14 protein-coding genes and 1 pseudogene are annotated in these 18990 nt (G+C 31.5%); 8 read left to right on the top strand and 7 right to left on the bottom strand.

Going from position 1 to position 18990, the window contains the following annotated elements; translation table 11 throughout:
- Nucleotides 1–194: 194 nt before the first annotated feature.
- Together DPQ31_RS28055 and DPQ31_RS28050 are read right to left on the bottom strand one after the other, a co-directional pair.
- Nucleotides 195–1466 carry a helix-turn-helix transcriptional regulator gene (locus tag DPQ31_RS28055; protein WP_208731351.1) on the bottom strand — a complete coding sequence of 424 codons (1272 nt, stop codon included), beginning with the start codon at nt 1464–1466 and terminating at the stop codon, nt 195–197.
- A gap of 76 nt (nt 1467–1542) precedes the next feature.
- Nucleotides 1543–2067, bottom strand: coding sequence for a hypothetical protein (locus tag DPQ31_RS28050; RefSeq protein WP_208731350.1), 525 nt, complete (start codon nt 2065–2067; stop codon nt 1543–1545).
- A 656-nt stretch (nt 2068–2723) separates the two neighbouring features.
- Between DPQ31_RS28050 and DPQ31_RS28045 the strand changes: the two genes are divergently transcribed.
- Complete coding sequence (locus DPQ31_RS28045; RefSeq protein ID WP_208731349.1) at nt 2724–3878, top strand: restriction endonuclease; 1155 nt, start codon at nt 2724–2726, stop codon at nt 3876–3878.
- Nucleotides 3879–4431: 553 nt separating this feature from the next.
- Here the strand turns inward: DPQ31_RS28045 and DPQ31_RS28040 are convergent.
- The gene (locus DPQ31_RS28040; protein WP_208731348.1) at nt 4432–5349 is read right to left on the bottom strand and encodes a hypothetical protein; all 918 of its coding nucleotides are present in this window, start codon (nt 5347–5349) and stop codon (nt 4432–4434) included.
- Nucleotides 5350–5875: 526 nt separating this feature from the next.
- Here DPQ31_RS28040 and DPQ31_RS28035 point away from each other — a divergent pair.
- On the top strand, nt 5876–6691 hold the full coding sequence (locus tag DPQ31_RS28035; RefSeq protein WP_208731347.1) for a hypothetical protein: 816 nt from the start codon (nt 5876–5878) through the stop codon (nt 6689–6691).
- A 169-nt stretch (nt 6692–6860) separates the two neighbouring features.
- Entirely contained in the window at nt 6861–7919 is a 1059-nt protein-coding gene (locus DPQ31_RS28030; protein ID WP_261797485.1) for a PD-(D/E)XK nuclease family protein, read from the top strand.
- 189 nt (nt 7920–8108) lie between these two features.
- On the opposite strand, the gene DPQ31_RS28025 is transcribed toward DPQ31_RS28030, so the two are convergent.
- Both DPQ31_RS28025 and DPQ31_RS29545 read right to left on the bottom strand, forming a co-directional pair.
- Nucleotides 8109–9824 carry an MORN repeat-containing protein gene (locus DPQ31_RS28025; RefSeq protein WP_208731345.1) on the bottom strand — a complete coding sequence of 572 codons (1716 nt, stop codon included), beginning with the start codon at nt 9822–9824 and terminating at the stop codon, nt 8109–8111.
- Nucleotides 9825–10036: 212 nt separating this feature from the next.
- Nucleotides 10037–10311 (bottom strand): annotated as a pseudogene (locus tag DPQ31_RS29545) (helix-turn-helix domain-containing protein); the annotation flags it as partial.
- 97 nt (nt 10312–10408) lie between these two features.
- Here DPQ31_RS29545 and DPQ31_RS28020 point away from each other — a divergent pair.
- Nucleotides 10409–10651: a hypothetical protein gene (locus DPQ31_RS28020; RefSeq protein ID WP_208731344.1), complete on the top strand. Its 243-nt coding sequence runs from the start codon at nt 10409–10411 to the stop codon at nt 10649–10651.
- A 1082-nt stretch (nt 10652–11733) separates the two neighbouring features.
- Here the strand turns inward: DPQ31_RS28020 and DPQ31_RS28015 are convergent.
- Nucleotides 11734–12981, bottom strand: coding sequence for a DNA cytosine methyltransferase (locus DPQ31_RS28015; RefSeq protein ID WP_208731343.1), 1248 nt, complete (start codon nt 12979–12981; stop codon nt 11734–11736).
- Between the two features lie 107 nt (nt 12982–13088).
- On the opposite strand from DPQ31_RS28015, the gene DPQ31_RS28010 reads away from it, so the two are divergent.
- The 3 genes from DPQ31_RS28010 (at nt 13089) to DPQ31_RS28000 (ending at nt 16998) form a co-directional block, all read left to right on the top strand.
- Complete coding sequence (locus DPQ31_RS28010; protein ID WP_208731342.1) at nt 13089–13961, top strand: NgoPII family restriction endonuclease; 873 nt, start codon at nt 13089–13091, stop codon at nt 13959–13961.
- 546 nt (nt 13962–14507) lie between these two features.
- Nucleotides 14508–15851: a DarT ssDNA thymidine ADP-ribosyltransferase family protein gene (locus DPQ31_RS28005; protein WP_208731341.1), complete on the top strand. Its 1344-nt coding sequence runs from the start codon at nt 14508–14510 to the stop codon at nt 15849–15851.
- 1 nt (nt 15852) lies between these two features.
- Nucleotides 15853–16998, top strand: a complete 1146-nt coding sequence (locus DPQ31_RS28000) for a macro domain-containing protein (protein ID WP_208731340.1) — start codon at nt 15853–15855, stop codon at nt 16996–16998.
- A 148-nt stretch (nt 16999–17146) separates the two neighbouring features.
- On the opposite strand, the gene DPQ31_RS27995 is transcribed toward DPQ31_RS28000, so the two are convergent.
- Nucleotides 17147–17386 carry a YolD-like family protein gene (locus tag DPQ31_RS27995; RefSeq protein ID WP_208731339.1) on the bottom strand — a complete coding sequence of 80 codons (240 nt, stop codon included), beginning with the start codon at nt 17384–17386 and terminating at the stop codon, nt 17147–17149.
- Nucleotides 17387–17831: 445 nt separating this feature from the next.
- On the opposite strand from DPQ31_RS27995, the gene DPQ31_RS27990 reads away from it, so the two are divergent.
- Nucleotides 17832–18959: an AimR family lysis-lysogeny pheromone receptor gene (locus tag DPQ31_RS27990; protein ID WP_208731338.1), complete on the top strand. Its 1128-nt coding sequence runs from the start codon at nt 17832–17834 to the stop codon at nt 18957–18959.
- Nucleotides 18960–18990: the final 31 nt, after the last annotated feature.

The raw sequence follows: 18990 nt of genomic DNA, 5'->3' as shown, positions 1-18990 counted from the left end.
AATCGTATAAAAAAAGACACCTAAAGGTGCCTTCCTCCGACTTGAACCACTTTAATTTTAATAATATGTATTGGACTCCCATCCAACTATTATTTTACCGCTTCAATTATTCTGTTTTTTATTATTTTTAATGTCTGCTAATGCTTATTGCATGATTTGGCTTTATTGTTATACAAAGGCTTATCGTAGCTTTTTTATTTCATTATATGGTGTTTATAATGCCACTGATAATATTGGGCTGTTTCTTTATTCCAATAAGAACAAGGTTTTTGGTCATATTTTGCAAGCAATGTGCCTAAACGTCCTTCATAGGGAATCTTTTTATTTATTACATCAGTACGTTGGAAATAGCCATGTGAATTGACGACAAGGAGGCCTTTTTCAAATAACATGTCACATCCTAAGTAACAAAGTGGCATCACAACATTGACATCTAGTTTTTCTTCTGTTGAACAGTGCGAGCGTTTTTTAATATGAGCTGTTGCAAAAAATTCTGGTGAAAGTTTTGTTTGGCAGCAGGCACATGTAACTTCTTCTTTTCCATTAAATAAAAATTCACGTAATAAACTTTGTTCAATGCGATATTTTCGTTTTGTATCACGGTCAAGTTCTTTATTATTTTCTAAATTTAACAGTGCTTTCAAAATATCTTCACGAGATTGTTTTCTGTCAGTTAATTTAGTTGGAGAATAATCAGCTTCAATATCAAATGCATCAATAATCTGTAAACTTTGTTCACGGTTTAAAACGCGGAATGCCATTACTGGGAAATCTTCTGATTTTCCATATACAATTTCATTAAATCGTATAACGGATAAGTTATATGGTTGAACATCCTGTAGAAAGTATATGTGCTCAAAAATAGAGGTTCCCCATAAATATTCACTTAGTTTAGGTGAATGTATTTTATATGCTACAATTGCACGGTTATAAAAATGTTTATCTTGATAGAATAGTACGAAATCACCGAGAGTTAGTTTATCGTATTGCTTTTTTGTTGTGTCATTGGTACCCGACTTTACACCCCAAACGGCGCATTGTCCTTCTGGAAAGATCGTATGTAAATCAGTTAGCTCGTTTATTTTCACATACTCAGAAAATTCCTCAATATTTCGCAGTTTACGAACTGTATTCTCATAATTTGTACGCGCTATTTTATCACTGGTTGGCTGTAGCACAACATTAAAATCTCCATACATGTTAAGTCCATTATGGACAATTTGCATCATTGGCGTTGCATCTTTTTCAATGACACTAATTGTATCAGCAGTAAGTGGATTTACTAAATACTCTTGGGATACTTTATAGTGATTTGCGAGTCTTTCTAAATGTTTCTTGGGAATAGTGCCTTTTTTTGTCCATAGTGAAACTGCTTGGGTAGAGATGTCAAGAATCTTCGCAATATCTTTGTTTTTTTGCCCTTTGACATTCATTAAATAACGTAAGCCTGTCATTATTTCTGTCATTTTAGTTGCTCCTTTTAGTACTTCTAGTATAAAATCGTGACCAGAGAATTAAGTCCTTGGTCACGATTTTGTATATTTATAGTAATTTCAATAAAGCCGTTGCTTCTTCATCAACACAAACTTTCATACCATATAATCTATCTTGCTTTGATTCTAATACTTCATTCACTTCAAATACAGATAGGTTGATATTCTCTAATGATTCAACAGGGCAAAAATATAAGTTGTTAAAATTGCGACCTTTTTCATCCTGATCTTTTTCCCAGAGAGTGCTTGCTACTTTTGGATTATGGAACTTACAAGCTATTTTTGCATGTGAAAAATAATTACGTTGCTTATAAAAAAGAACGTGAAAATAATTTTCAATTAGATTATACCGACTAGCTGTAATTCCGCGATCGTGTACTCCCCAAATTAGAAATTCCTTATTTGGGAACATTTTTTCTAAATATGTATATTGTACATCTGTTAAAGCCTCAGCTATATCGTCTAAATGAACTGCTTTAAGTATTGTAAGTTTTTCATTGCCTTGTTGACCTAATGGTTGTAGCACAAGTCCTATTTTCTTGCTTCTTATTTCTTCATTTTGATATAATTGCATTTTAATGTTACCTCCTAATATTTGTGTGCAACACCAATTCACATACATGGCGGTGTATAAATATGTTGGTGTTATAGACTTTGTGGCGAAAGTCTATTGTGAAAAACAAGTTTTTTCATGTGTCAACTTGATGAACTCAGTATACAATGTAGGTATATTAAATGCAATAGGTAATTTTTTTTGGTGATTTTATTTTTAAAACAAAACCCTATTAAATCAACGTTTATTGTAGATTTAATAGGGTTTTGTTTTTTTTTATTTAAATTTAAATTAACTATATAACCTTACATTAATCAAGTAATTACTATACCTATCCGGTTTGGATTGTTAGTGGGGTATAGAAAGATCTATCAAGCTAAAATTTTAAAGTACACCTAAACGGAAATTTGGTGTTTTAATAACACCGAAGTTCATTCTTATCGTTTTGGGGGAAGAAATCGGTTCTTAAATTCGTATCGCTGCGGTGGGGGATTGTAGGTACGCGGTATATAGTTTTTATGAGGTTAGTATTTAAAAGATGCTTTACTTTTTATATTTGAAAAAAACAATATTATTATGGTGTGATTTTCCTGTTAAAATATAAGGAGTTTTTAATCTTGTTTTTTTAATAAAGATAGTCTTATAAAAAGAATAACTCGTCAATGGGGGCAATTATGTTGGGAAACTTATATAGGTTAGGACATGAATACATAGATAAAGCTTCAACCCGTAATGAAGAAGACCAGTTTTCACGTTGGATAAACATAAAGAACAGTGGTATGAGAAATTCGCCAGGGATTCGCCCTTTAAAATATGTATCACGATTCAGTGATGCACCTGCATATCTAATATTGGTGACAAGTGATACAAACTCGGGGGAAAGTAATCCCTGGCATGATATTGTAGATTTATCTGGGGGAGAAATTTTATATTGGGGTGATGCAAAATTCAATTATGAAAAGAGATATGATGACTTTGAAGGAAATCAAACGCTTGAAGTTATCAATCATTTAATATTAGATGGTAATTTTAAGCATGTCCCCCCAATACTACATTTTTCAAAAACAAGGAAGGGAATTGTAAGGTTTAATGGACTTTGTATATTAGATAAACTTGAACTTACTTGGTTTGTAGATAATAAAAGTGGTTTACCAATAAAAAATTATAGATGTCACCTATCAATACTTGATGTTGAAGAAGTAGATATTACTTGGTTACATAATCGAGCAAGAGCAAATGATTTTGAGGAGATCAACTTTATAGATAAAGATGCACCTTCTTCATGGAGAGAATACAAAAATGGTAAAATAAACAAATTACATGTATGGAAAAATAAAATAAGAACTAAAGATAGTCAATTACCCAAAGAAGGAAGTTCAAATGCTAAAATATTGGAACAGTTAGTTTCGCTATCTTCAATACAATTTGAAGCAGTAACGGTAGCTTTATTTCGACAGTTAAAAGATGTAACGCACTCTATTACGCAAACAAGGCCGACTAAAGATGGGGGATTTGATTTTATAGGACATTTTAGCTTACCATATCCCTTGTCCTATGATATAAGTTTTCTGGGAGAAGCAAAAAAGTTTGGCAGGAAAAGTGGAGTTGGGCCAAGGCATTTATCACGCTTAGTGGCACGTTTATCTCGTGGACAATATGGTATCTTTGTTACAACTTCATATTATACAAAACAGGCTCAGAAGGAAGTATATCAGGATGGATATCCTGTAAAGATATTTTCAGGGGCAGATTTAGTTTTTTTGTTTAAAGAGTTACGGTTGGTTCAAGGTGACCAAATCAAATCCGAATGGCTTAATGAAGTTATTAAGTAAATGTGACTTAATATTTCGAGAGGCTATCTAGACTAAGGATGAAAGAAACTTTATTAACATATGGAACGATTATTGAAACATATTAGTCTAATTTAAATTATTCCCTTTCATCAATGACACCCCTATTATATGGATTTTTAAAGAGTAGTATTTTAATTTTGCTACTCTTTTTATATAACCTTAAAGCCGTAATTTGATTACGTTAAGATAGTGAGTTCAAGTTTGGAGTCAGTAGCTAATCTTGGAAATATGGTTGTATTCGCATGTATTGCCAAAAATACGAGAAGATGCAGTTAACAAAATAGAAGAGATTTTGTAGGGAATGTGATCACTGCCTCTATAGAGTTTGAATGTAAATAATAAAAAATCGTATCAAATTTTAATTTGACACGATTTCTACAACTATGCCCCGGAGAGGATCGAACTCACGATCTTCACTCTGTCAAGGGAACGTCCTTATTTATATTTTATTAATGGACTTTGCTATTTTCATCAGCTATATGCTACTGAAGCATTTTTTAATTATATCTAAGAAGAACAAAGAAGTTTAGAATCATTGCTTGTGTTTTTTTCTAAGTAACATCTTCTGCTTATTTTCTTTGTCTTTTTCTATATATCTAGCCATTCGTTCATACTCATAGTAGGTACCTCTTTGCTTAAGTTTCTTAAACATTAATGCAAATGCATCATCTGAAGGAACCTCTGGGAATATTTGTGAATATTTATCTATGTACACATCTGTTTCCATATCTTCATTAAACCAATACCGATAATAAACTTTTAATTTCAAGTTATGTCTATAATCTTCTTTAAGCTGCTTCATCATTGCATAGCAATAAAGACAAGGCTCTTTAACGGTATATAATTTTATATCTAACTCCTCATTTTCTTTAATATAAGGACCCTCACAAGGATCTTTCGGATGATGAAAAGACCAAATTATATTCTCAAAAATTACACGTTCTGAACATGTTCTATACATATTTGCTTGTTTATCGCTAACCAAAATAAAACCTTTAGAATCAAAAAACTCTAAGTCTTCATTCAACCGGTGAAAAGGTAAAATTTCAAAAACATAACGTTGAACACATAGAATTATATTATGCTTATTTCGTAAATGCCTAAATAATGGATCAATATCCCACCGTTCACCTAAATTATCTTTCATCTCTACACTTGCAGCTAAAAAAAGAAACGATTTACCTTCCGAACGATACCAAGCATATGCTAAATTGCTTGTTTTAAAGAAACTTTCAACATATTTTCTGGATTTAACTTTTAATCTCTGATTCTCTTCAAGTTCTTTTTCTTTCCTTAGGACATCTTCATTAAAAATTGTATCAAATTCTTTTTCTACAACATTAAGTAGATATTCCTCCAAAGCTAACTGGTGTGAATCCCAATTTTTTTGATATTCTACAGAAAAAATTTGTTCGAAGAATTGTTCATTGTTGTTTATTATGTTGGACATTTTGTTCTCCTTCCTTCTTATGTTTTAGTGTAGCAGAAATTAGATATCGATCATTTGTTAATGATTATTGACGTTACTAATAATCATTATTTTCTCAAAAAAGTAGTAGACCTTATTATAACATCCTATGAAGACGATAAACTTCATAATGGGCATTTTTTACATCACATAAACTGGTTGATCGCAAATGAATATGATGAGGAAACCTGGACTAATCTGTTAAATGATATCGTACCGTATACTAAAATACATTGGTATGCTTTTTACTTTATTTAAACTATATCAATACTGTTGGCTTTGAATTAAGTTTGTTTAAAATATAAATGAAATAGAAAATTATTACAAATTTCTTCAAAACATAATGCTCATATTACAAACTAGCATCAGTTTTTTTGCGATTTCTAAAATAGGAGGGGGATAGCTCTCGTCATTCAAGTTTTAATACATATTTGATATAATTCATATATACGTTTCATTTTTCAACGTAATCATCAATATATCCTTATATCTAAACGGGGGTTTTTAAATGAAGTTTATAGAACAACATCGAGATTATCAAACTTATGAAAGTGATGAGTATTATACTGATGAAATTCCTCGTGAATTTTTAGGTGCAATTAAAGGCTATATTAGCGGTCATATAACTAACGCTGGTGAATTTAGACATATCATCGCTATAATTGCAAAATATGTTCCTTGTGATCCGGGTACTAATTGGAACTTTCCTTGGATAACTAGTGATTTAGATGATGTTATATGGAATTTGTATCAGAAGAAACGTTTCCCAAAATTCATGGATTGTATTGGAGAAATTGTAGAGAATTATTTCCAAGATGAATTGGATGATATAAATGACATGCTAGAGGATGCATCAATTGGTTATACCCTTAGTCTTCTTGAACGAGAAGGATCGATTTGGGAAATTAGAGATAGTGTTGAAAATCGGACTGAAACTGTATCAGAAGCTTTGGGAGAATTGCTTTTTACATACGAAAATACCAGTCAACATTTAAATCAAGCAAAAGAACAGTTAGGTAGAATGGAAACTCCAAGAGCAAGAAAAGACGCACTTAGAGACTGTGTTTCAGCTCTTGAATCTCACCTTAAATATTTATCTGGAAAGAATGATTTTAGAGCTTCGGTAGCTGAACTGGTCAGCAGAGGTATTGGTAGCAAGAAGGCTATCAAAGATGCATTAACTATTTGGTCTTATGTTCATGAAGATATACCGGATGTTAGGCATGGTCACACTGAAGATATCTCACTTTCTTCAGAGGAAGCACTTTATTGGATTGATCGAATTATGGCCCTTATTAAATATTTATCAAGAATCACTCAATAGTGCATTCATATTCCACTGAATATAATACTATTCTGAATAGGGCTTTCGATTTACATCAAACACGATAAACTATTCGTTAAAAATGTATTTAAAGTGAAGAATAGAAGAAAGTATTTTTCTATTCTTCATATATAATCAAGTTTTCAAGCATGAAAGGATGCTAATTACTATGAATTCTAATTTTGTAGATATTGTTGGATATCAATTTGAAAAAGTTCATACAGCTGTTATAAAATGGTTGTTAGATTCTAACAATACTTCGATTAAGCACAACGAAAAATTCAATGTGCTTCGCAATATATATATAATGTGCAATATCCCCATCCCTTTCAAAAGTCTGGATATTAAGTCCATACAGTGTAAAACAGAAGTTTCTATTGGCAAAGGAAAACGAGTGGATCTTGTCGTTGAAATATTACTTAAAAGTGGAAACAAAAAATATATAGTAATTGAAATGAAGGTTGATACTATAGCGAAAAAAGACCAACTTGAAGCAACCTATAATGGTTTTCACGGGAGAGAAAACGCTATATTTATTCTTTTTCTATTTGGCTCTTCTCAAATATGTCAGGTCCCTAAACATGAGCACTTTAATACTTTCCGCTTAAATGATATCGCATCTGTATTTAACAATATTAATTGTAATCACTATATTTACACGGATTGGATAGAATCTTTGCAAAAAGAGCTAAAAAGAAGTCAAACTATTAAAGGTGCATTAGCTAATCTGACTTATATCAGAAACAAGGACTACTGGCGAGAGAACGGATATCGAACGCATTTCACGGCGTTTTATTACCTTTACCATCATCTTAAATCCAATTCAAAAAACGAAATAGAGTGGAATATTTACAGTGGTAATAATAATCCGATTATGAATTGGGAGCCGGGATGGCTAGATAAAACTATTTCTAATAAAACAATTACATTCTATTGGGAATTTAATTATGAGGAACTTATCTTAAAAGTTCAATTACCTAAAGAGGAATATATTTCAGGTGACAAATTACATCAATTAAAAGAAAATATTATTTCGATAGTTTCTAATATCCCCACGATTCAAGGGAATAGAGTTCGCATGCAATCAAAACCCAAAATATATAACTCCCTTTATAAATGGAAGTTCAATTTTTTAGAGGGAAATTTTGAAGATATAATGAAGAAAACAGAATTTATTATCAAAAATATACATCCCCTATTAGAGACATCAAATTGGGAGTTTAGATAATATAATTCATTATTATTCAATTCATTCACAAAACATCAAACTGTTCGTTAAAAGTGTATTTAACGAACACATAAGTGATTTGAAAAATAACATTCTATGAAAATATAGAATGCTATTTTTCCTCATTATATTAATAGACATTTAACTACTAGGTTATTAAAAATATACCCTTACTTCTACCTTCTACCTTTATCCTCTTGCATCATAAATTTTTATATTTCTCTCGTTTATTTCGCTCACAATTGCTTTCTTATCTATCCAATCAGCTTCAATATACTCATTATATACTCCATAATTTTGACGGTCACGATCATTACTTTCTTTTGCCTCATTTTCTAACTGTTGCTCAATATCTAGTACATTCATTTCTACTGGATTTTCATATTCATATTCAGCTTGTTCCAATGACATCTGTTCGTCATGCTCATACGCTTTTAAATCTCTTCCTTGGTAATCAAGGTGAAGAATTCTGCCGTGTCCTTTAATTGGTTCCCCGTTATATATTTCTCCTGTGAAATTTTTTACTTCGAATAAAATGTCATAGTTCGTTGTTGTTCCACTCCAAGGTTTTGCTTTCTTACCAGAAACAGTGTTACGGTCATTGACTATTTTAAATTCCCCTTTAAACATAATTTTATTATTTGAATATTCAGTTCCAATGTAGATATAATCTTCTTTCCAGATGCCTTTAAATTCTATTTCCTCATTATTGTTATATGATGTCCCGTCCCCTTCCCTGTAGCCGTCTTTAAATTCCCCTTGATAAATAATATTGTTTGTATAACTATTAAATAGAGTTGAAAATCCATCATAAATCTTACCCTGTTTATATTTGCCGCTATAATAGTAAGTATCTGTTCCATCTTTATCAAGCTGATATACTATAACATGTTCCAATTCATCAGGTGCAAGTTGTCTAGAATAATTAACAGTGTAAAGCTCTTGTCCTGGAGAATAATATCCATAGATTAGTCCTTTATCAAATTGTTTTTCTTTAAATTCCCCTGAGCATTTTACTTCTTTATTAGTATTATAAATTTTCCCGTTTCCTATAAATGGTTCTTTATGATCTCCTGAGAAGAAAAGATTCCCATCCAAAGTTATCTCATAAAGTCCAGTAGATTCATTTTTTTGCACTGGCGGTCTTTTGGATGGTGAAAATGTTAAATAATATATTTTTTTCAAAATAACATATAAATCAATATTTACTAATTCATTTGCTGAAGAAACATTATGCCTTTCAAGTATTTGAAGAGGTATAAAATTAGCAAAAACCTCTTCAGATAGTATTTTTAGTTGTGTTTTTAATGCTTCGTCAGGTTTGTTAGGATCATGTTTTTCTAAGAGGTTTTGTAAAGCATGAAATTGTTCATATAATTTGTATACTTTATTTAATTCTTGTTCTGTAAGTTGATCTCTTAGATTTGCTACATTCTTTATCCAATCTGTACTGAAATAGATTTTACTCGGCTTAGCTTCTATTCCTTTTAGCTCGTAATTTATGTAGAGTTCTTGTAAGTTTGAAATTCCTCGTTGAAGGTCATAGTATACAATAAGTGCATTTTCTCGGGAAACTTCTTCTTCTCGTTGGAATTCTAAATTTTGTAATCTCTCAGAAACCACTAAGCTGCTTTTACTAACTTTCCATACTAAATAGCTAAAAAAGAATGTAGTGCCAAAAGTATAAAATGCAAGAAGAATTGTAAATATATAAGATAAAGATGTTATAGAACTTGCTGTAGCATTTGGTTTCCCTCTGTACGCCCACATTTTTGATAGAGCCTCTAAATAATTACCAAAAATCATATAGCCGATAATAAGACTAATAATTAGAGGTACTAGAAAAAAGCAGGTGATCATGATTGTTTGTTTCTTGGAAATTTTAAATTCATTTCTTACTTGCATGGTACATTTCCTCCGGAATTTTTTAATGTGAATAATATAATATTTTTGTTTCAATTATGTAAAAAGGTCTGCTTCCTTTTTGCAGACCTTTTATGAATAAAATACATGAAATATTATTTTGATTCGTAATATACTTTCATTTTATGGTATGTACTGTAAGGTTGCAATATTTTCACGTACAATGAAACTTGTTTTGCAAAACGACCTTGTTAACGTCCATCTGGCTCTTCGTAAGCTAGTAATTCTCTAACGGGTCTTCTTTTGTATTTTCAAAGCTAAGGAGGCGGTCTATAGAGGTGTTAAAAAATGACGCAAGTACCTTTAAACTTTTAAGATCTGGTTCGTGACGATTTGTTTTCCTGAGTGATAATTCAGTCCTTTCTGATAGCTGTTCTTGCGTTAAACTGAAAGACTATCTAAGATTTTTAATGTTTGTATTATAAAATGGTTTGATGGCATATTTAAGTGGAGTATATTTAAATAACATGCCTATTTTACTTAAAAGTAAGGATTGTAAAAGTGGAGTGTTTTGCTATATAATTTTATTAATCACGCAAATACTCAATTGGTTTGAGGTGGTATATATGAAATATCCTGAATTAGTCCCAGGTCAATATGTTAAAGTTACTACTGATACATGTGAAGATTTTAAAAAAGGTGAATATGTACAATTTATAGAAGAAGATTATCTTGGAATCCCTGATGTTCATCCGATATATAGATGCTTATTCACATTTGAGAATCACGAAAAAAAGAGAGCACAATTATATTGTAATGAATTTGAGATTAATGATGTTAGGATTGCTAGAGTAAAACGTATTAATTAATCCTAACAAATGGGTGCGTGATACCATATGAAATATACCAGACTATGCAGCAGTACCTATACAAAAGGAAGAGGTACTCACTTTACTATATTTAAGGCCCTGTTATTTGGATAACAGGGCTTTTGTTAATTATTTAAAAAGGGAAGCATTATTGTAAGTGGTATTTTTCAATGAAATGGTACAAAAATAAAATTAGGGAGATTAAAAAAGACACCCACAGGTGCCTTCCGACTTGAACCACTTTAATTTTAATAATATGTATTGGACTCCCATCCAAATATTATTTTACCATGTTAAATTGTTTTGTTCATTGAGAACAAGATAAGATACACGAGTCGTTTTTCCTTCTTCTCGATCAACTACATCTGGTTCTGCTACTAATATATTTTCTCCTCTGTAATTATATATATCTATCATACTATTTAATTGTCAGAGGGTTTTCATATCATTATTCAAATTTATTAATATTTATATTTTTAAATACATAGCTGAAAAAGAATTCAAGACACAATACAAATAAGTTCCTATAGCAAAGAATGCTAGTAAAAGTCTTAATAATTTGTCCTTACAATATATACTTACTAGTATTCCAAAAGGAACTAGTAAAATTAGTGGTGCGCACAACAATAAAATGCCTTTATATAAGCTGTCAGTTGTAAGCTGATTAATAAGTTCTATATAGAGTGACATATGGTGTTCCTTTCTAAAAAAATCTATTTATTGTTATAATACATTATATATTCCGTAAAGAAAAGACACCCAAGGGTGTCTTCCTCCGACTTGAACCATCTTAATTTTAATAATAGGGGTGAACTTCAAGCTAGATGGCTTGCTTTTATTCTGTATAGTTAACCTCTGTTACACGATCATGTTTGTTTACAATCATTCGTAATTGTTTATTCCCTTACTTATAGATATAAATTTGAGTATCGTCAACTCCCACTTGTGCATCCGAGGTTAATGGAGGAATACTGTCATACTTCATAAAATTTAATCCAATCACAATTTTGTTAGCTACTTCCTGGCTCAACTGGTGACTTTTGTTATATTCGGGGTCACCATATTATGAATTTAATTCTTACTTAAATAATCTCTTCATATAAGAACTTAATAATTGGACGAACCACTTTTTCAGCTAGTAAGACTGGTACTGCATTGCCAATTTGTTTGTATTGTTCATTAAGTTTATGGTTATTCGTAACATTTTCTTTATTCCCATTTGAAAACTCGAACCAGTTAGGGAAAGATTGAATTTTGGCAACTTCACGAACTGATAAACGACGATTAAAATCACCTTGAAATTCCCAAGAGTCTTTTCCGATTTTCCTCATAGGCTCACCGTGAGGGTGCATTGGAGCTTGTCTACCACTCGCTTGAATAGTAAAACTTTGCTCGTTCCAATTCTTTTTTCGATTACGACTCATATACATACTTGAAAACGAGCCTTCGTAAACGTCTTTAGCATCTAGAGGTAAATTACTAATTGTATCTTTCAAAGTGACATATGGTATCTTCCCTTCTCCATGTGTCGGTTCGGGAACTTCATATTCAAAACCATATTTTTCATGAATATCATTGCGGATTCCAACAATAAATACTCGTTCACGAAGTTGTGGAACACCATAGTCACGAGAATTAACTAAATGAGCAGTAACGTGATAACCCGCAGCTTTAAAGTCCTCTATCATTTGACTAAGGACTTGTCCTTTCGCCATTGTCATCAGACCTTTTACATTTTCAGCAACAAAAAACTCGGGTGTACTTTGCACTAAGGCACGAATGTAATGGACGTATAGAAAGTTCCGTGAATCATCGAGTAATCGAGGACCGGAACTACTAAAACCGGGGCAAGGAAATCCGCCGAGCATAAGGTTACAGCTCGGAAACTCTGCTACTTTACGAATATCCTTTGCGACTTTAGTAACAGTAGGAGCAAAATTATTAACATAAGTTAAGTTTGCCGAGGTAAACATATCATTTGAATAAACAAAATTGCATTTTACTTTACTACGCAGCTTCAAATAGTCTTCTTTGTTTTCAAAAGCTCTGTATGCTTTTTCTTCTCCAAATTGAACGACCATACTTGAAAGTTCTACTCCTAAATCCAATCCACCTGCACCCGAAAATAACGAAACAATATTCATTTTTCCTTCGGCATAATGAAGTTTTTTTAGCATTTCTTTTTCTTCTAATCTGTCTTGTTCAGTGATATTGGTTTGAACAAGTTCGTTTTCTTCCTGAATTTTCTCAAACAAAATATTTTGTACTTCTTCAGGCGTGAAAGTAAGCGAAGACACAAAAGTTCTTTTTTCTCTTTCAGTACCTACCATAAGAAACCACTCCTTTTCAATATATAGCATCTTACCATAATAGTTTGGATTTGGCCAGTCTTTGTTTCTATGAGAAAATAAAGGAAAAAAACAGAAGGAGAAACGGAATGGTACAATCACCTACAACAAATGTATTATTGGCTTTAAAGAACATTCTCGACAGGAATTCAAGTATTCTCACACCTATTTTTCGATCAAACGGTTCAGCAAATGCTGCAGGAGATAGCCTTGAATTTTTCGTAAAAGATATGTTTTGCACAGGTGCTAGTCAATACCAGTATGAACATGAAAAAATGAGGAAGTACAATGAATATCTAAGTTGGACAGGTAATTCGTCTAACTTCCCTGATTTTATTATTAAGGGTGGGGTCGGTGTTGAGCCGAAAAAATTAAATAATCAGAGCTATTCTTCTCTAGCGTTAAACAGTTCGTATCCAAAAGACTATATATATCCAGATAGCCAGAACTTACCTAGAGGGATTGATGAGGAAGAGTGGGAGAAAAAAGAGGTCATTTACGTTGCTGGGAATTTAAACACTCAAAATAACAAACTTCTTTCACTTTGGTTTGCTTACGGGAATACGATGATAGCTGATCGCTCTATCTATTTAAATCTGATTAATGAGATTAGGGATGCAGTAGCAAGCACAAATGCAACATTGATTGATTCTAAGGAATTGGCTCGTGCCAAGGGGATTGACCCATTAAAACTATCAAACCTAAGAGTTCGAGGAATGTATGAATTAGAGCACCCGCATAAAGTATTTAATGAATATATTACAATGGGTGATATCCCTACTGATGCATCAAAAATATTTGTAGTTATGCTAATGGACGATTACATTGCACTTGAAGAAAAACCGGATTTTTCCACACATTTCGCTAGTGGAAAACTAAAAAAAACTGAAATATATATCCCAAACCCAAATAACCCGAGTGAAGAGCTCGAGGCAATTTTATTCGAAGGTTGGACTGATTAAAAAATATAAGTAGATAACAATTCGGGTTACGACAAGTATGTTAATGCATATAAGGAAAACGAACACCTTAAACAAAACATTTTAGTCTTAATAGAGGTCCCGCCACATCGCTATCAAGCTAAAAAGAACGGGTTACTTCAAAACGATAAAAACGAGCATAATACACAAAATTTTCGTTTTAGAGTATTTCAAAATATTAAGTTGATGGATATGGGACGGGACCCCTTATAGGTGTAATCCCTGCACAAAGTATGGGGATTTTTTCAATTCAGAGGAAGACACCCAAAGGTACCTTCCTCTGAATTGAACCATCGTATATTAATATGATATCGATCAATATACTAAACTATATAAATGATTTGTTATGCTAGCTTATACTCTAGCTGCTATAATGTATAAGGGAATTATTGGTTAATTAGTATTACACATATATTAGGGCGATAACAACGATGGACAATGACAAGTTAATTTGAAAGTGACACTAGGAAAATATATTTGTGGAAATATCGAGTTATTTTAAAATCTTTTAATTTAAAGGAGAGTACTATGAAAATTCCAAAAAAATATAAAGGAAAATATTTTTATCACTTTACACATATTAATAATATTAAATCAATAGTGAAACATGGTCTTTTATCCACCAATGAAAAGGAAAGTAAAAGTGTTGAACATGTTGATTTGGCAAATGAAGATATTCAACAAAGGAGGAGTCAAATGGATGTTCCGCTAGAACCTTACGGGAAAATTCATGATTATGTTCCTTTTTATTTTACAACAATAAACCCTATGTTATTAGGTGTACTTAATAGGAAAAATATTGATCAACCATTAGTAGTATTTATTGCAATACCAATAGAAAAAATATTAGAAGAAAATGTATTGTTCACTGATGCATCTGCAAACACTTTGAGACTTCCTAATTTTTATAGTAATCCTGAAGATTTAGAAAATCTAATATGGGACTTAATTGATAGTAATAAATGGAAAAGTGGTACCAATGAAGAGTTACATTCTCGAATGGCTGAAGTTCTAATATACGAAAGAGTTCCAATTGAATGGATAGACAGCTATGTTGTTTTTAATAAAGTTTGTAAACAAGAAATTAAGAAGATTTATCAAGAATTTGGACTGAAATCACCAAATATTTCATATACACCATTTAATAACAGACATTTCTATTTTACAAAATTCTTTATGGATGATAGGAAACAAGAAACTTTAATAACTGGTCCGATTTTTCTTAGAAGCTATTTTAATGAGGCAATTCGATATATTGTAGAAAAAAGGGAAAGTGAAGAGCCAAAAGCAAATGCTTTTCAGGACATAAATGATGCATTATCTAAAATAAAAAAGAATTTTTGTATTTTAAAAGAATTAGAAGATATTTTTGAATTAGAGACCGATAATAGAGTACATTCTGATAATGTTAGCGATCATACACTTAAGGTGGTCAGTAATTTAAAAGATAATGAGCATTATAGAAACCTTTCTGAAGATGATAAAAAGTTAGTTGAATTATCTGCGTATTTACATGACATAGGTAAAGGTCCTAAGTCAAAATGGAAAGGTGGAATTCAAACTGCATATCCAGATCATCCAGCAGATTCAATTCCAATGTTAAAAAGAATTTTAGTTGAGGAATTTAAAACAATGTCAATAGATGAAATCCGGAAAATTTGCTTATTGGTCATCTATCATGACATAATTGGAGAGATTCTTGCTAAAGGCAGAAGTGAAAAAGAATTATTAAGTCTAAAAATAGATGATAATGAATTAAATATGTTAATTGCCATATCTATGGCGGATATTTCTGCAATTAACCCTTTTTGGGCTTTTAATATCAATAGAATGTTACCAGGTTTTATAAAAAAAATAAGTAAGGAGATTTAAAATGTTAAAGTTCGTATCAGGTGATTTTTTTGATTATGATGCTGATATCCGAATAAATACTGTAAATTGTGTAGGAGTTATGGGTAAAGGGGTTGCTTTAGTTTTTAAAAAAAAGTTTCCAGGTATGTTCATTAATTACCGTAATGCATGCAATAGAAATGAAGTTAAACCAGGTAAACCCCATGTGTGGAAGGATGAAAATTTATTTTCTTCATGTACCATTATTAACTTTCCCACAAAAGTTGACTGGAGAAACCCTTCAGAATATGAGTATATAGAAGAAGGCTTAATTTGGTTAAGACAGTATCTCTTAGAAAAAGAGAATTCCACTGTAACTTTACCTGCTTTAGGCTGTGGACATGGCGGACTCGACTGGAATAAAGTTAAAATTATGATTAATAAATACTTAAGCGATCTAAATGCACAAATCCTAGTATTCGAACCCAGTAGTTCAACAAGAACATCTAATTTTAAACTAAACGATATACAACTGAAAGATCAAAATATTCAGAGGCTATTACCTAACGATGGGGATTATCCACCTAAACTAATAGGACATTCTACACCCGAAATATATTGTAAGGGGAATACTAAATTATTACATAAAAAGAATATCGCTATTGTAGCAAATTATAAATCAAGTGATAGAGAAAAGAATGCTTTATTAAAGGTGATAAATGAACTTCCAATAGGTGAATTTGTTTTTACCCTTGGATGGGGAAGTAGCTATGAAAAAGATTTAGCAAAAGAGATACTTTCTAAAGGTTTTGATGTTATATTAGTTATTCCTTTTGGGATTTTACAACTGAAAGTTCGTAAAGATTTAGAATCGTTATGGAACTACGATAAAATTGTTGTACTGTCAACGACAAACCCAAATCAGGAGTGGAAGAACTATGAAAGTGTTAATTCGCTGAAATTACGTATGAAACTTGGGAATATAATTGTTTTCAATAGCCTTAATTTAGAATATATGGTGAAATTCGCAAAAGATATTAATGAATTGGATAGGGAGTTTTTCTATATAAATTACTGGGATAGTGAAATTGATTTTTTAAAAAATAAAACAGCACAAAAAATTGGGATAAGTCCTGTAACAAAGAAACCCAATGTTTTACCACTGTTAAATTCACTAAGTGAAATATAAATAGGATAGACATAGTTAATGTTAGTTTGTTATAGTAGGTCTTCACTAAAGAACTTAATAAAAAACAAATCATTTGCTGCGCAGTACAAAGACTATATGTAATATAGAAGAACCGATTTTTGTGGAATCGGTTCTTTTTATGTAGTGGTTATTTTACATCTATTATATTAGAAAATTGTAGTGTCATCTTATTATAAAAATCATCGATATATATAATAGCGCTATGTTGCTGATCACTACCGATAACAGTCATATAGATAGAGAGCAAATGACCATCCTCATAATATGTAATTAGTATTTCTTCTTCAGATAATAAGGAACATAACAACATGTTCTGGATTAGTTCTTTTTCTTCAGCAGTTAAGAGCGGCCGCGTTACCCTATACATTTCTTAATTATTTCAATTGTATCCAAAATCACGAATGAAAAAGGAGACCCGTAGCTCTCATGGTTAATACGTTAAAATACGCATAGAGTACTTCATACAGAAAGATGCACTATTGCATATTCTCATCCGTAAGCGTGAGAAAGCATTGATATAAAGCTATTTCCAAACTTTCTCAACATTTTTCCGATAACCACACGACTGAATTTTGGCAAAAATATGATATTATGAAAATAATAAAATAAACGGACGTAAAAAAGACTCACAGCGTGTATAAGTAGTGCGCTAACACTCTTAAACCGCTTTCCCTAAGCCAGCTAGGGAAAACACTTACTGCAAGTCTTACATAAATTATAACACACCTTTTGAATGTAGTGACGCGTTTTCCTTTGAAAGTTAAAAAATGGGTATAACGTGTCTTTTGTTCCGAAAAAAGGGGAGCAAAGTTATGCAAAGTGTTTTGAATAGAATAAACGATGATCTGTATGCGCAAAAAATAAGTAACAGACAGCTATCTACAATACTGGATGTAAGCCACACAACCACGAATGCTATGCTATCAAACAAAAGGGAGTTTGATTTTGTTCATTTTGTTAGGGTATTACAAATGCTTTATCCTAATGATGTCAATTTACGAAGAGAATGTTTAAGAGGATTTATAAATAAAATTTCTCCTAAAAATGTAAGGTTAGGAATGGAGTTCTTAAATTTATATGGCGAACTTGATTTGCAAAATATTTTAGTTGAAAAATCTGCTCAATCTTCAAATAGAGTAAATAGACAATTAGCTGAAGTATACGAATTATTGCTCCGTAGAAGTGACGAAACGATCACACGGAAAGATTTTCACCAAGAAGTTGAAAAAAAACGAAAAGAGAAGAAGATTACCAGTAACGAACTCCGTATAGTCTCTGACTTCGCGCTAATTTATTCATTCTTGGACTATAAAAATTATCAAATGGTATTAAAATATACAAAGGAATTAAGAACTTATATTGATGAAATTAAGAATAAGTCGTTATCTCATTCTTTCTTGATAAGAGCAAAAGAAATGGAAGCAACAACTAACCATCGAACTAATAATATAGAAGATGCTCGTACGTTTTGCCAAGAGATAATTAATGATAAAGAGAATATCTATATTGGTACAACAGCTAATGCTTATTGCATTTTGGCAGAAACATATTCTTTTACAGATTTTAAAACAGCCAAAACGTTCTTAGAGCGAGGTATCAGATTACTTCGTAATCCAACGAATAAGAAGCTAGTAATCAGAAAAGCTGTTTTAGAAAACACTCTTGATTTTTTACGTCTGCATTGGGGAGAAGAGTTAGGTTTGGTGAAACCACACCATGCACCAGAATTAGCTTTTCTATACATTAAAAGTAACCGTAAAAGTGAAGCTATTGCGATTTTGGATAAAATCAAAAGGGAAAACGGTTCATTGTCACCTATGCAAGAATACTATATGGGATTAGCGACAGGGGATAAAAAACACTTCGAAATCTCCGTAGAAAAATTTGAAAAAACAGGGGATTTTTTCTATATTTCATTACCTAAATATGCCTTGAAATGATATAATGGAAACATAAATAAAGGTGGTGAAA

This window comes from Bacillus sp. COPE52 (genome assembly GCF_003355115.1).
GTDB lineage: Bacteria > Bacillota > Bacilli > Bacillales > Bacillaceae_G > Bacillus_A > Bacillus_A toyonensis.
This window is presented reverse-complemented; position numbering and strand designations above follow the sequence as displayed.